The 15,634-nt window shown below is 41.4% G+C and carries 12 protein-coding genes and 1 pseudogene; 6 read left to right on the top strand and 7 right to left on the bottom strand.

The window, feature by feature from the left end; translation table 11 throughout:
* Positions 1–100 precede the first annotated feature (100 nt).
* Positions 101–1,345, bottom strand: a complete 1,245-nt coding sequence (locus ACFO6W_RS09175) for a DUF1015 domain-containing protein (RefSeq protein WP_379995577.1) — start codon at positions 1,343–1,345, stop codon at positions 101–103.
* Between the two features lie 381 nt (positions 1,346–1,726).
* Here ACFO6W_RS09175 and serC point away from each other — a divergent pair, with 381 nt between their 5' ends.
* Positions 1,727–2,800 (top strand): 3-phosphoserine/phosphohydroxythreonine transaminase, encoded by a 1,074-nt coding sequence (serC, locus tag ACFO6W_RS09170; protein WP_379995574.1) that lies wholly within the window; start codon positions 1,727–1,729, stop codon positions 2,798–2,800.
* 81 nt (positions 2,801–2,881) lie between these two features.
* Positions 2,882–3,805 carry a 3-phosphoglycerate dehydrogenase gene (locus ACFO6W_RS09165; RefSeq protein ID WP_379995572.1) on the top strand — a complete coding sequence of 308 codons (924 nt, stop codon included), beginning with the start codon at positions 2,882–2,884 and terminating at the stop codon, positions 3,803–3,805.
* Positions 3,806–3,902: 97 nt separating this feature from the next.
* Here ACFO6W_RS09165 and ACFO6W_RS09160 read toward each other — a convergent pair whose 3' ends face one another.
* The 4 genes from ACFO6W_RS09160 to ACFO6W_RS09145 all read right to left on the bottom strand — a co-directional run bounded on the left by ACFO6W_RS09160 (position 3,903) and on the right by ACFO6W_RS09145 (position 8,463).
* A complete protein-coding gene (locus ACFO6W_RS09160; RefSeq protein WP_379995570.1) occupies positions 3,903–5,510 on the bottom strand; it encodes an MFS transporter in 1,608 nt (535 codons plus the stop codon).
* 67 nt (positions 5,511–5,577) lie between these two features.
* Positions 5,578–6,675 (bottom strand): HlyD family secretion protein, encoded by a 1,098-nt coding sequence (locus tag ACFO6W_RS09155; protein WP_379995568.1) that lies wholly within the window; start codon positions 6,673–6,675, stop codon positions 5,578–5,580.
* Positions 6,676–6,726: 51 nt separating this feature from the next.
* Positions 6,727–8,034, bottom strand: coding sequence for a TolC family protein (locus tag ACFO6W_RS09150; RefSeq protein ID WP_379995566.1), 1,308 nt, complete (start codon positions 8,032–8,034; stop codon positions 6,727–6,729).
* Positions 8,035–8,463: a MarR family winged helix-turn-helix transcriptional regulator gene (locus ACFO6W_RS09145; RefSeq protein WP_379995563.1), complete on the bottom strand. Its 429-nt coding sequence runs from the start codon at positions 8,461–8,463 to the stop codon at positions 8,035–8,037.
* Positions 8,464–9,253: 790 nt separating this feature from the next.
* On the opposite strand from ACFO6W_RS09145, the gene ACFO6W_RS09140 reads away from it, so the two are divergent.
* From ACFO6W_RS09140 to ACFO6W_RS09125, 4 genes are all read left to right on the top strand, one after another.
* Positions 9,254–9,733 carry a methylglyoxal synthase gene (locus ACFO6W_RS09140; RefSeq protein WP_379995561.1) on the top strand — a complete coding sequence of 160 codons (480 nt, stop codon included), beginning with the start codon at positions 9,254–9,256 and terminating at the stop codon, positions 9,731–9,733.
* 88 nt (positions 9,734–9,821) lie between these two features.
* A complete protein-coding gene (locus ACFO6W_RS09135; RefSeq protein ID WP_379995559.1) occupies positions 9,822–10,160 on the top strand; it encodes a translation initiation factor in 339 nt (112 codons plus the stop codon).
* A complete protein-coding gene (locus ACFO6W_RS09130; RefSeq protein WP_379995557.1) occupies positions 10,138–13,383 on the top strand; it encodes a UvrD-helicase domain-containing protein in 3,246 nt (1,081 codons plus the stop codon). Before ACFO6W_RS09135 ends, ACFO6W_RS09130 begins: the two co-directional genes overlap by 23 nt.
* 22 nt (positions 13,384–13,405) lie before the next feature.
* Positions 13,406–14,017, top strand: a complete 612-nt coding sequence (locus ACFO6W_RS09125) for a hypothetical protein (protein WP_379995554.1) — start codon at positions 13,406–13,408, stop codon at positions 14,015–14,017.
* Positions 14,018–14,022: 5 nt separating this feature from the next.
* Here the strand turns inward: ACFO6W_RS09125 and ACFO6W_RS09120 are convergent, their stop codons facing one another.
* Complete coding sequence (locus ACFO6W_RS09120) at positions 14,023–14,778, bottom strand: creatininase family protein (RefSeq protein WP_379995552.1); 756 nt, start codon at positions 14,776–14,778, stop codon at positions 14,023–14,025.
* Between the two features lie 541 nt (positions 14,779–15,319).
* Positions 15,320–15,634: pseudogene (locus tag ACFO6W_RS09115) on the bottom strand (L-threonine 3-dehydrogenase); the annotation flags it as partial.

The following is a 15,634-nucleotide window of genomic DNA, read 5'->3' as shown; positions in this document are numbered from 1 at the left end:
AATCATTCCATATCGCAATACTTGTAAGAGAGAACAAGAATCCCGACTACAGATAAAGGGACGAATTAAGCCGTCCCCTTCTTCTGCTTCACTCTTTTTGTCAGTCTAATTTATGTATTACTAGCCCCGAACGGAGTTTTGGCTCGAACCAGGTTGTTTTCGGCGGCATAATATTTCCGGAATCGGCAATATCCATCAGCTGCTTCATGGTCACAGGATATAAAGCGAGCGCCAGTTTCATTTCACCGCTGTCGACACGTTTTTTCAATTCGCCTAATCCCCTGATACCTCCGACGAAATCTATACGCTTATCCGAACGCAGGTCTTTAATCCCCAGTATCTCGTCCAAAACATATTTTGACGAAATAGTCACATCCAGTACACCGATGGGGTCATTGTCGTCATAAGTACCTTCTTTGGCAGTCAGGCTATAACATTTACCTTCGAGATAGATAGAAAAATTATGCAGGCCGGTAGGAGGCGCTATATCCGCACCTCTTTCTTCCACGATGAAATGCTTATCCAGCTTTTTCAGGAATTCGGCTGCCGATAACCCGTTCAGATCTTTTACCAGACGGTTGTAATCTATTATATTCAACTGGGTATCAGGGAAACAAACTGCCATAAAGAAGTTATATTCTTCATCCCCCTTATGATCCGGGTTCTGTTTTGCTTTTTCCGCGCCTACCAGTGCCGCAGCTGCCGAGCGGTGATGTCCGTCGGCTATGTACAGGTCAGGTATTGCGGCAAACAATTCCGTGATCCGCTGTATATCGTTCTTATCTTTTATCACCCAGAAATGATGGCCGACACCATCGCTTGCCGTAAAATCATATTCGGCGGCAGTTGAAATAATTCTTTTCACTATCCCATCCAGTTCTTTATTGTCAGGATATGCAAAGAATACAGGTTCTATATTGGCGTTATTTATCCGCACATGTTTCATCCGGTCTTCTTCCTTATCCCTGCGTGTCAATTCGTGCTTTTTTATCCTGTTGTTCATGTAATCTTCCACATGGGAGCAAACAACAAGTCCATACTGCGTTTTTCCGTTCATTGTCTGGGCATACACATAGTAGTATTCTTCGGGGTCTTGCACCAGCCAGCCTTTTTCCTGGAATTTATTAAAATTCTCTACGGCACGGTTGTAAACATCCGGATGGTGCTCATCAATTACTGTTTCAAAATCAATTTCAGGCTTAATTATGCGATATAACGATTTCTCATTGCCTTCAGCTTCGAGGCGGGCCTCGAGTGAGCTCAGGACATCATAAGGACGGGAAACGACTTCCTTTACAATACTTTTGGGAGGTCTTACCCCCCTGAACGGTTTAATTACAGCCATGACACTCTGTTTTTTATAATAAGGTTAAACAAAACTTCGAATAAGGTAATGAGTTTTTAATAACGGATACTTTCTTTTTGTCAACTACAAATATATAAAAACAATGAAAGACAAGAGCTGTTTTATCGAATAATTGATTACAAATATGTTGTAAAAAACATTTTGATACAACCTTCAAAATTAAGAAAAGAATAATTCTTTTAAAAGACCTTGTTTTAAGATATAATTACTAATTTTGAGAGCCTTAAGGCTTCTGACCTCTTTATTGTTCTTGGCAGACAAGATAACAATAAACTAGTTGTAATCAGAAAAATATATCATTAAAATATTCACTTTTATTTAAATAGCGCAGAAGAATACTAATTCCTAATTTTTATAACAATGAAGAAATATAATTTTAGTGCAGGTCCTTCAATTCTTCCTCAGCAAACAATAGAGGAAACAGCGAAAGCCATACTGGATTTCAACGGGTCATCATTCTCTTTGATGGAAGTGAGCCACCGTGGGAAAGACTTCCAGGGGGTAATGGACGAAACTGTTGAATTATTTAAAGAACTATTGGAAGTACCCGCAGGTTATTCAGTAATCTTCCTCGGCGGAGGTGCCAGCCTTCAGTTCTGTATGATTCCATACAACCTGCTGGAGAAAAAAGCTGCTTATCTGAATACTGGCACATGGGCCAGCAAAGCATTGAAAGAAGCCAAATTATTCGGTGAAGTAGTAGAAGTGGCAACATCAAAACCTGCTAACTTTACATATATTCCTAAAGATTATGTTATCCCTACCGACGCGGATTATTTCCATGTTACTACCAATAATACAATCTTTGGTACCGAATTGCATAAAGATCTGGATTCTCCGGTTCCATTGGTGGCCGATATGTCTTCCGATATATTTTCCCGTCCTGTAGACATTTCCAAATATGGCTTGATATACGGTGGCGCTCAAAAAAATCTGGCTCCTGCCGGAGTTACATTTGTAATCGTAAAAGACGAATTGCTGGGTAAAGTAACCCGTCCGATACCGACAATGCTGGATTACCGCACACATATTGAGAACGGTTCTATGTTCAATACACCTCCGGTTGTACCTGTCTATGCTGCCATGCAAACATTGAGATGGCTGAAAGCTAATGGAGGTGTACCGGCTATGTACAAACGTAACCAGGAAAAAGCAGCATTGCTTTACAATGAAATTGACCGTAATCCTGTATTTAAAGGGACTTGCGCTATCGAAGACCGTTCACTGATGAACGTATGTTTCGTTCTTACTTCGGAATATGAAGGAAATGAAGCAGCATTCCTTGATTTTGCCAAATCGAAAGGATTGTACGAACTGAAAGGACACCGTTCTGTCGGCGGCTTCCGTGCTTCCATATACAATGCAATGCCGATTGAAGGCGTACAGGCATTAGTGGATGCAATGAAAGAATTTGAAAAACAAATCGCAAAATAATTATTTAATGCGCCGATATGCCAATGTGCCGATGCTTAAAAAGCTAACGGCTGATGGCGAAAGGCTAAAAGCTTTTTTTTAATGAAAGTATTAATAGCAACAGATAAACCTTTTGCAGCGGAAGCAGTAAACGGTATCCGCGATGTAATCGAAAAAGCAGGCTTCGAACTTGTTTTACTTGAAAAATATACTGAGAAGAAACAATTACTGGATGCTGTAGCTAATGTTGATGCGGCAATTATCCGCAGCGATATATTCGATAAAGAAGTATTGGATGCGGCTAAAGATCTGAAAATCGTTGTGCGTGCAGGCGCGGGTTTCGACAATATCGAACTGGATGCTGCCACAGCAAACGACATTTGCGTGATGAACACTCCGGGACAGAATGCAAATGCTGTAGCAGAACTGGCTCTTGGACTGGCTGTATATGCAGTGCGTAACTTCTATAACGGAACATCAGGCACCGAACTTATGGGTAAAAAGCTTGGTATCCACGCATATGGAAATGTAGGGCGCAATGTGGCGCGCGTAGCGAAAGGATTCGGTATGGAAGTGTATGCTTACGACCCGTTCCTGACTGCGGAAGCTATCGAAAAAGAGGGAGTGAAAGCGGTAGCGTCAGCCGAAGATCTATATACTACCTGCCAGTTTGTTTCATTGCATATTCCTGCAACTGCCGAGACTAAGAATTCTATCAATTATGCGCTGTTGAGTAAAATGCCGAAAAATGCATTACTCATCAATACGGCACGTAAGGAAGTTATCAATGAAGCCGAAATCGTTAAGCTGATGGAAGATCGTAAAGACTTCAAATATGTCACCGACATTATGCCGGGCAACCATGCTGAAATGGCGGAGAAATTTGCAGGACGGTATTTCTCCACTCCTAAAAAAATGGGTGCGCAGACTGCCGAAGCTAATACCAATGCAGGTATAGCAGCAGCCAGCCAGATCGTCGATTTCATTAAGAACGGAAATGAACGTTTCAGAGTGAATAAAAAGTAATATGCTAATAAGCTAATATAAAAATAGAAAACTCCGGTAAGTTATTATCGGAGTTTTTTAATTGGCACATCGGCATATTGACACATTATATCATTGCTTACCCTGACATATCGTTACCCATCTTCATCAATCTCACAGGTTTAAACTGAAGAAAATAAAGTACGATACAGACTAAAAGGAAAATACCAAGAATCAACATCCAGCCTGCAATGGTTTTTATACTGACTGTTACCGCTTGTATCTGTATCTTCTGATACAACGCGTTAGTCGCTATCCGTTGTGCATCCTCGAGGCTCCAGCCCTGCGACAATGCAGTATTTACAGATGAGGTAAACTGGCTGCCGGCCAAGGCATTCTGCATATCCACACCTTCTGAAAGGATACTGACATTTTTTTGTTGCAGACGGTACAGCCAGTTTGTAAGCACTGATGCGCCGATTGCCGGAGCAAGAGCCGAACGGGCTGATATCATAAAGAATGCATTATATATAAGCTGTTTAGGTGAGAGTCCGTATATGCCATAAATAGCAAATGCCACAAACAGCACCAACATACCTACACCCCTGAGAAACATCAGCAGATAAAGGTCTTCGTACAAGCCTGCAGGTGTTATCATAAAATACAGGAGCGCCAGTGATATTGTAAAACAGGCAAAGCCCATGAAGATAAGCCAGGCCATACGGATTTCTTTTACAAACCAGTAATAGCATATGATCCCTCCTACCAGAAAGCCCGGAATCATATACAAATACAGTTCATTCATATGCGTACTGTCCAGTCTCAGCACACTGGTAGTATAAGACGATACCAGTATACTGAACGATGCGTAGAACATCAGCACGAAAGAAAGGAGATATACCGTTACCGAATTACGGTTTTTCAGCACGCTCATATCCAGAAAAGGCGTACCGGAAAACTGGCGGCGTAGAAAAAGCCAGCCTGTCAGCGGGATCAGTATTGTTGCTATTATGATACTGGTTGAAGAAAACCAGTCTTTCGTTTTCCCATACGTTGCCACATATACAATAGCCATAAAGCAGACCGACACAAGGAAAAAGCTCAGCCAGTCTATATCCCTTAAAGGAATACGCACCAGCCTGCGGGCAAACGACATACATACAACCACTGCGATAATGGCGACCAGCAACATCAGTATCATGAAATAGTACATATACTGCCAGTTATACAGATAAGCCAGCTCGGCTGTGAGGACTAAAGACAATTGTCCGCATATCAATGTAATAGGATAAAATTTTGCATAGAACTCGTTACGTGTTCCGCTCGGGCTTAATGCCGGCATCAATATGTTGATAGTCTCAATCATCGAAAAAGCCTTAAAATAGCCGATAAAGAAGCTGCAAACGATGATTACTTCTATGTAGTCTGTTTCGGCACATATCAGGCTGAGTAATACCTGAAATAGGAGTACCACAAGAATAATTGTTTTGGCTGTAGCCAGAGGCTTTACCTTCGGTATAACCAGATATGCAACGGCCATGCCGACGGACGATGCATAATAAGCCATGTTGATATCCTCGGATATAACACCAAGATAACTGGATATGTCTATATTACTGCCGGTGTATGCTCCATTGACCAGCAATACAGGAATAAGTATAGTCAGGGCAACAACGACCTTGAGCCAGTCCGGGACCCAGCTTCTGAAAGGACTGATTGTCGTTGTACGTATTACCGGAATTATCATATTAGTTACGAATTACAAGCCGCTTACGCCACTCTTAATTCTTAATTTTTCATTCTTAATTAATTCGTCATTCTTTTATCGCCTCGGTAACCACCATCATTCCCGCACGCAATTTCTGCATGTCTTCAGCCGGTATATTATCAAAATCGATACGGACAGGGATACGCTGCTGTATTTTCACAAAGTTGCCGGCGGAGTTATCGGTCGGCAGCATTGAGTATTTAGCTCCCGTAGCTTCGGATATCGCCGTTATCTTACCTGTGAATGTTTTACCGCTTATAGCGTCAACCTTTATATTTACTTTCTGCCCGATATAAATATTTTCAATCTGTTTTTCGCGGTAGTTCGCTATAATCCATTTATTGTCGTTTTTAATCAGGTTGGTTATTGTCTGTCCGGCCTGAACCAGTTGTCCGGTTTCAAGGGTGCGGCGGCCTACATAACCGCTATACGGAGCAATAATTACAGTATAAGACAGATTTAGTTTAGCCATTGCCAGGTCAGCTTCGCGGCGGAGGATCGTAGCTTCCGCATTCCCCTGTTTTTTTGCGGCTTCGGCAGATGTCGACCTCAGGGATTCTTTCTGCCGGTGCAAAGCATTATAATGAGCGCTTTGAGCATCATATTCACTTTTTATCTGGTCGTACTGTTGCCGGGAAACCGATTCGGCATCCAGCAGATTCTTATAACGTTTCAGGTCTTGCTCTGCTTTCCACAGACGTGCTTTTGCTTCTTCTATGTTTGCATCAGATACGGCCACATTCGTAGAAGTTGTAGCTATATTGGATGAAAGTACAGATGAAGAACTCTTTGCATCCATCAGTGCGGCTTCGGCATCCATCTCTTTTATCTTAAACTCCCTGTCATCTATTATCAATAGGGTATCTCCTGTATTTACCCACTGGTGTTCGGTAAAACGCACTTCTTTTATATAACCCGATACACGTGAGTTGATAGGTGTTATATATTGCTCTATTGTTGCATCGTTTGTTATTTCGTAACGGTAGTAACGGATGAAAAAAGTCACTCCCCATGCGATACCGCCTAATGCCAGTAATATACTGATAATATTAAGTATAATATTGCGTGTGCGTTTCTTTTTCAGTTTACGATAGGCCTCTTTTTCTTCTTTTCTGTCAGCCATGTTTGATTTATCTGTATCCATAATTAAGCAACTGAAAGGATTTAATCATATATTTTATTATTATAACAAACTCTATAGGTTTCCGCTAACTTTTTGTAATTGGTAATAGGTATATATCGCGTTTGTTTTTGCAGCAGTAAGTTGTAACTCCGAATTCAACTGTACTGTATTTGCATCCAGCAGATCGGTCAGTATAGCCAGCTGGTTGAAATACCTGTTTTTTACTATCCGGTAGTTTTCATTCGATTGCTCTACAGATTTTCCCAATGCTTTTATTCTGTCCAGTGCTTCCTGATGTTTTACGAATGCCGATTTCACATCTGTACGGATATTTTGCCTTTGCTGTTCCTGCGCCAGTTCTTGCAGGTGTATCTGGCTTTTTGCCGCGTTGGTGGCATGTTTCCTGTCAAATAATGACGAAATATGATACGACAGATTTAGCGTCACACCCCATGCATTCAGATACAAGTCTTGTGCAGGTGAGACATTCGGAATGGGACGGGCCAGAGTATTGCTTGCCTGTAATGATAATGCAGGTAAATAATCAGCCTTTGTCAGTTTCAGGTTATTGTGTGCTAAAGCAATATTCTTTTCCATAATTTTCATATCCGGATATTGTGCGTAAGCCTGATATATATAGTCGTTTTCCTGCTGTATATCGAGCTTAGATGAGAGCAGATTCTGATCCGGTTCAAGAATTGTATTTTCGTCCATTCCCAGTATAATATCCAGTTGCTGGGAGGTAAGGGTAATATTATTCTCCGTTTCTTTATACGATAATTCATAATTTGTAAGAAGTAGTTGACTACGCAAAACATCGTTTGTGGTAATCATCCCCTCCTCCTTCATTTTCTCAATGTCCCGCAGACGGATCTGAGCTTCTTCAATATTTTTGGCATATACTTCCCGTTCTTTATATAAATTAAATAGATCGAGATATTTACCTATTAACCAGAGTTTCAGCTCCGATTTATCCTTCTGTAAAGACAATTGAGCTATCTCCTTTTCCAATTCGGCTTTCTCTATACTGTTCTTTATCCGCCCACCCTGATATATAGGCTGAGTTGCCGCTACCTGATAATTCTGTTTCCAGTCGGGGGTGTCGGAATGTTTCAGGAATGAAAAGTCTTTATCGAGAATGGTCGGCGTACCCACATAGCCGAACAGGCCGCTGACCGAAATATCGGGCAATCGTTTATTCTTTGCCAAGCCTGCCTTATCTTCCGATATCTGTGTTTTTATCACAGATGATTGTATTGTGATGCTGTTTTGTACTCCGCGTTCAAACAGCTCGTTTACTGTAAGCCTGTATGTATTCTGTGCAGTAAGCGATGATATGTATGTTAATGTAGCCAGTAATATGTATAGTGTTGTTTTCACTTAACTTTCCTTATTAATATCCGTAAATTCCTTCATATATTCTATGCATAGCTGGATATGCCCCTGATTGACATTTTCTTCCAGCTTTGTATATACGTCTTCTATTATCTCCCTGATTTCTGCATGCATTTTTTCCCCTTTAGCCGTTAATACCACAAGTTTGTTGCGTTTGTCGGACGGATCTTCCTCACGTGAGACCAGTCCTCGTTTTTCCATATTCTTTATCAGATAGGAGAGGCTCGATTTGTCCTTATATGTCAGATTTGCCAGTTCCTGTTGGTTTATTTTACTATCAACCCTGTCTAAACACCTCAATATATGCAACATTTCGAATGTTACATCTATATTATGTTCTCGCATTTTCCGATGGATTATCTGACGGTAGAAAGACTGAGTCTGCAATATTGTCTGTACAAATGTTTGCATCATATATCTCTTCAGTTTTTTCGAATGCAAAGATATAACAAAATAATTAGTTGAATGTTTAACTAATATACATTTTTATGCTTATTATAAAAATAATATTGTATAGAGATGTCGGTGATATTTATCGATACAATGTTGAGTTTTAATGTTGGATTTTTTTCTACATAGTTCCTATCCTTAATTATACATTGAGTCTTAGCTCCTCTCTGCCGCGCCCTGCGAGGCTTGTCCTCATTTTTGGCATTGCCCAAAAGTAAGCAAAAGGCTAGCGCTCCGTCCCTTTCTAAGCCGACTGCACCGTGTGGGTGCCCCGCCTGCGTAACTAATGCGCAGAGGCTGACGCACGACAAGGCTGGCGCATATTGGGCTTAATGCGTCAGCCTGCGCCGTTAGCTTCATGGACGGGGTACCCGTAGGATGAAAAGACGAAAAAAACGAAAACGTGTTTGAGCTTATCCGCTGATTCGGGTTATAAAATCTTTCCAGCGAGTTTTTTCGTTTCGTCTTTTTTCCGTTACGGGTCGGCCTTTGAAGCGGGGCGCTAAAGCATTTTTGGTTCCTTTTTTTGCTTAGGAAAAAAGGAACACAAGCAATCTTTGATTGCGCGTAGTAGAAAAAAATCCACATTAAAATCCAACGAATAATAAATACAAAGTAATTCATCAGATTCTTCTTTACATGAAGATTAATCGTTGCTTCATCGAAAAGACACAGAAATGTCTTATCTTTGGGATAATTAATAATAAAACTTTGTGACTGAAAAATCATTTCACAATCTAAAAAAATAATGAATATGAAAAAAAGACTGACAATAGCTCTCGTAGCGCACGACCACCGCAAAGCGGACATGGTAGAATGGTGTTATTACAATTCGGACTTCCTCGCTAAACAACATTTGGTTTGCACAGGAACAACCGGAACTTTGATAAAAGATGCATTCGAAGAGAAAGGAATAGAGGCCGAAATCACCCGGATGAATTCGGGGCCGTTAGGAGGTGATGCGGAGATTGCAGCGATGGTGGTACGCCACGAAATAGATTTGGCGATATTCCTTATCGACGACCTGAATCCGCAACCGCACGAAGCCGATATTATGATGTTGCTACGCCAGTGCCGCGTACATAATGTGCCTATCGCATGTAACCGTTACAGTGCCGACCTGATGATTACCAGTACCTTATGGGATGTAGAGGATTATAAGCCTACACTGCCAAGGTATGAGATATTCGACAGGGCGAAATTTGATACGAATTTCAGAAGAATGAAAGACTGAAAATAATTAAGAATGAAGAATTAATAATTAAGAATAAAACTGCATTTCAATTTTTAATTGTTGATTATTAACTATTAATTATCTAATTATGAGCGATTGGAAAGACCGTCTGAATGTGGTATATTCTACCAATCCGGACTTTAAATATGAAAAAGAAGGCGAAGAGGAACAGGATACCTTGCCAAAAGAAAAGCAGGCATTACGCATCTCCCTGGATAAACGAAACAGGAAGGGAAAAGCGGTCACACTGATTACCGGATTTATCGGCACTGCCGAAGACATGGAAGCGTTGGGTAAGCTGCTGAAAGTGAAATGTGGTGTCGGAGGTTCTGCCAAAGACGGTGAAATCATCATACAAGGCGATTTCAGAAACAAAATACTGGAACTCCTGCAAAAGGAAGGATATGCCAAAACACGCATTATTTGACGATGAAGTAAATCTGCATGTATATAAAGCATCGGCAGGCTCGGGTAAAACTCACCGCCTGACCGCTGAATATCTGTGCCTGCTATTTTCATCACCCTTTGCCTACCGGCATATATTGGCTGTAACCTTCACCAATAAGGCTACGGACGAGATGAAAAGGCGTATCATCGCCGAACTGGCAAATCTGGCACTAGGCCGCAACTCCGATTACATCGGATTATTAACCCATGAGTACAGCTTCAACGAAGAGCAACTTAGAAAAGAAGCCTATGACATCCTTGTACGAATCCTACACGACTATTCAGCCTTTTCGGTAAGTACCATCGATAAGTTTTTCCAGCAAACCATGCGGGCCTTTACCCGCGAAATAGGATTGGGAGGAGGCTACAACGTGGAACTGGATACCGACAAAATATTGGGAGAAGCCATTGACTCCATGCTCTACGATCTGGAAAGCAAAGATAACAAACAGCTGCTCGACTGGCTCATCCGTTTTTCGGAAGAAAAAGTGGAGAATGGCGAAACATGGAATATCCGCAACGATATACAATCCCTATCGAAAGAGATATTCAAAGAAAGTTTCAAAACATACAGCAATAAGGTACAGGAAAATATCTCCGATAAACAGCTGATGACAGACTACAAGGAGATGCTTTTCGCCATCATCCGGAACTTTGAAAAGACTTCACAGGAGACAGGCGAAAAAGCCCTGAATATAATGACCCGCTACGGGCTGAAACCCGAAGATTTTAAAGGAGGTTCGCGTTCTCCCTTCTTCTCATTCCTGAAATGGGCTAACGGCACGATAGAGGAGCCTACGAATACCTTCCGTACGATGGCTGACGAAGTGTCCGGCTGGTACACGGCAAAAACCGGAGCGGAGATCAGAAGCAAAATAGAAGACGCATATCCGGAACTGAATGTTTGCGTTTGCAGTATAATGGGCCATTACGACAATTCACGTACCTATCAGACGGCATATGAAATAAACCGCTATTTTTTCACTCTTGGAATACTGGGCGATGTGGATAAAAAGATTCGGGAATATGCCGCGGAAAACAACGTCATGCTGATTTCGGATACCACCGAATTGCTTAACCGTATCATAGAGGGGAATGAATCACCGTTTATCTACGAAAAGGTAGGAATGCGTGTCAATAATTATATGATAGACGAGTTTCAGGACACATCCGGCATGCAATGGCAAAACTTCCTGCCTCTGGTACGCGACAGCCTGAGCGGAGGTAATAAGAATTTTATTGTAGGGGATGTAAAACAGAGTATCTACCGTTGGCGGAATTCGGATTGGAAGCTGCTGGACGAACAGCTCGACAAGGATTTCGCTAATGAGGGCATTAATCACGAAACACTCGGCACCAACTGGCGCAGTTCATACAATGTAATAGCGTTCAACAATGCCATTTTTACTATCGGTGCAAATCTGTTGCAAGATACATACAACAAGCCTCTGCAAGACACGGATGATAAGCGGCTGCAACCTTTTTTCTCCCGCATAACCAAAGCTTATAACGAATTATATCAGGAAATACCCGAGAGCCATAAAAGCAACGAAGGGCATGTCAAAGTAGAGTTTATAGATACCGATGAACATGTGTGGCAGGATTATGCCCTGGAACAGTTACCGGAACAGATAGAAAGCCTGCAGGACAGGGGCTATAAGCTGAAAGACATCGCAATCCTCGTTCGCACGAAAAAGGAGGGTGCCGATGTAGCTAACCGCCTGCTGGAATATAAAAGCGAACACAGGGATGCAAAATACAGGTACGATATCATTTCCGATGAAGCGTTGTTTGTTGGCAACTCGAAAAGTATAAAGCTCATTATCGCCCTGCTGAAATACCTGCATAATCCACTGGATTCTTCCCTGAAAGCACTGGCGGTTTATGAATATTTCAAGTACAGCAACCAGCTAAGTGCAGAAGAAGCCCTGTTGAAATATTTTTCGTCTAAGGATGATCTACCCGAAGAGGTTAAAGAAAAGCTGAACCGTATCAGGGAACTGCCTCTATATGAAATGACGGAAGAAATGTTCGAATTGTTCCGCAATGCAATGGAAGACAACGAACAAATATACATACAATCGTTCCTCGATATGGTGCTCGATTTCACCATCCGCAACTCGTCGGATCTCGACGCATTCCTTAAATGGTGGGACGAAACAGGCGTAAGCAAGACTATATTTACTCCCGACGGGCAGGATGCTATCCGTATCATGACCATACACAAGTCGAAAGGACTGGAATTTAAAGTGGTACTCATTCCCTTTTGTAATTGGGAGATAGACCATAAGCTGGCAACTGTACTGTGGTGCCATCCGCAGGCCGAACCATTCGACCGGCTGCACCTTGTACCCGTAAAGTATTCGCAGAAACTGAAAAATACGATCTTCGACTATGAATATTTCGATGAACGCCTGCACGCGTTTATCGACAATATAAATGTGCTGTATGTGGCTTTTACGCGTGCCGGAAATGAACTGATCGTTTTTGCTCCGCGCCCGAAGAAAGATGAGGTAAGCAATATATCCTCTTTGCTGTGGGCTTGCGTAAATACATCTCCGGCCTTGTTATCCGGCAGGCGGACATATATAGACCTGCCTCAATATCTGGATGAAGAAAAAGGTATATTTGAAATAAATAAAATATATTCTCCTGTAAGAAAAGAGAAGAAATCTCTTGTTGAAGAAATAAATATAGACACTTTGTCCGGCACGCCGTATGACGAACGGGTAAAACTGCTATTAAAAAACAAGTATTATTTTTCCGATTCGGGACAACGCGACTATGGTACCCTGATGCACGAAATAGTAAGCAAGGTACAGACTCTGGAGGATATTGAAAATGCGGTGGAAGAGTATCATATATCGGGTGATATTACCCGGGAACGGAAAGAGACAATAATAAAACTGCTTAGGAATTATCTGTCCAATCCGGCTGTTTTGCCCTGGTATTCGGGAGAATACAAGGTATTGAACGAGGTCCAGATATTGCAACCAAAAGGCACTTTCAGCCGTCCCGACCGTGTAATGATGAAAGATAGCGAAGTAGTCGTCATCGATTACAAATTCGGGGAAAAGGAAGATAAAAAATACATCCGTCAGGTAAAATATTATATAGAACAGATAGAAAAGATGGGATATACGGATGTAAAAGGCTATATTTGTTATCTCGCACTGGCGAAGACAATAGAAATCCGATGTTAATAAAAAATAGAAAATAATATATATGACGTTATTTAAATTTACTTTTATTATATCTCTGGCTATCGGCCTGATATCATGTAATAATAAAAATAAAGGAAATAATGAGCCTGCACCTGTAGAACAGAGTTTCAACAATGAGGAAATCATTAATAATTTCGATTTGAATAAAGGTTTGCTGATAGACCTGATGATGGAGATCCCTTCAGCTGTCTATACGGTAGAGGGTAAAGGTCAGTATTCTATATTGTATGTCCCGAAAACGGATAAAGGCGTACTAAAGTATAAAGACTTTGAGAAAAAGAATAATATACAATTGATTAAAGATTCGCTCGGAAATCTCTTTTATGATGACGAAACCGCGAGAAAAATAGACGAGATATTACGGAAAGATTTAGATATTAAAGACTTCTGCCTGTTTGGACGCTATATACCGGCCCAATACCTGGTGGCTGATACCTTATCATCCAAGGGCGACTATAGTGTAACCATACCATACGAAATGCTTATTTATAAACTCGAAGGCCAAAAATGGCTTCAGGTGAAGCAGGTGGTTATATCGGACATAATGAATTACGATTATTACGAGACATTAAGTACCTACCGGAAAATGATGGAGAAGGAAGACGGCCAGTAATGATCTCAATATATTTCACCTTTTACTAAATCGATAAAAAGTTCCGAGAGTTTTTTTGTAACTGCTTCGGCATACACCTTACCCTTCTCGGCTGTGGACTTTTTCGGATTTCCAATGCCTGTATCTTGTGAAACCTGTGCCCAGTTGCGCGGAGTCCATCCTGTACCGTCACGCAGTGTTTCCGGCTTGAAAGGGGTATACGCTCCATTTCCCGCCACGGATAAACTCACAAGTTCGGGATAATAATGCATCATTACCGATGTTTCCATTTCTCCGGCATGGTCGTCTTTTTCTTCAAAATATTCGGTTTGGGATAGTACAGCAAACCAATCGCTGACCACTATCAGGAAATGAGGATAATCAACAGCAAGGTCACGGACCATATTTTTGAAGCTATTACCTCCATGACCATTCACGATAACCAATGTATATATCCCCTGATAATCGAGAGAAGCTACAATATCCGTTAATATGGCTTTTTGAGTTTCGTACCGGGCATGCAGGCAAAAAGGCAGTTCCCGTTGCCCCGGATTCTGGGCGCCTAGCGGAACTGGCGGCAATACCATTCCTTTTATTTTTTGAGCATTATACGCTTTTATTACAGCATCCACCGATATACCATGCGCAAGGTAACAATCGGTGAGATATGGTAAATGATAGTTGTGAGGTTCGGTAGCGCCCCAGGGAAGGACGGCAAAATCATAAACCTGTCCTTTTATATCATTATATATGGAAGCCTGTATATCGAACAAAGAATTCATGTGTTTTCGTCTTTAGGATAAATAGAATGACAAAGCTAGTAAATGATAATGAATTTCAGACAATTTTATCTATAGAAATGAAGCGGTTAGCTTGCAGTTCTTTGAAGTATTGATTAAAGCAGTTACGGGTTACTTCGCCCTAGGGCAGTTACAAGTTGTCTGGCGTTTTGTTTTGTTCCACGCAAAGACGCAAAGTTTTACATCTTACGAGTTGTTGACTGATGACTGTTTACTGATGACTGTAAATAGTGTTACCTTTGTTACCTTTTTTAAGAGTTACAAGTTACTTCGCCCTTCGGGCAGTTACAAGTTACGAGTAGACAAGATACAAGTAGATGAGATACGAGTCACGAGTTGTAAACTAATGACTGTTTACTGTTAACTGAAATAAGTGTTACCTTTTAAAAGCTAAAACAAAAGTCACAAAAAATCAAATGATGATTGTTTCCCGGTAATAAAATCACGACCTTACTCAGGGCTACTGCATTCTGTAAAAAATAATAGCACGGACTATAATATATCCGTGCTATCTATCTTATTTTCAGATCAAATGCACTACCCTTTCTCTGAGTACATTTATCATATCAGCGGTCATCTTCTCCAGATCATATTCAGGTCTCCAATCCCACTCCTGGCGGGCGCAGGTATCATCCAGTGAGTTGGGCCATGAATCGGCAATCGCCTGCTTCAAAGGGTCGACATCGTATTCCATCTCAAAATCCGGATAATGCTTCCTTATGGCCGAATATAACATTTCGGGATCGAAGCTCATTGCCGCGATATTGAACGAATTGCGGTGGATCAGCCTGTCTGGATTAGCTTCCATTATGTTGATGGCGGCATTCAGGGCATCCGG

The sequence above is a fragment of the Dysgonomonas termitidis genome (assembly GCF_042654545.1).
Classification (GTDB): domain Bacteria; phylum Bacteroidota; class Bacteroidia; order Bacteroidales; family Dysgonomonadaceae; genus Dysgonomonas; species Dysgonomonas termitidis.
Note: the sequence above shows the minus strand (reverse complement) of the source record. Positions and strands in the feature narration are given on the sequence as shown.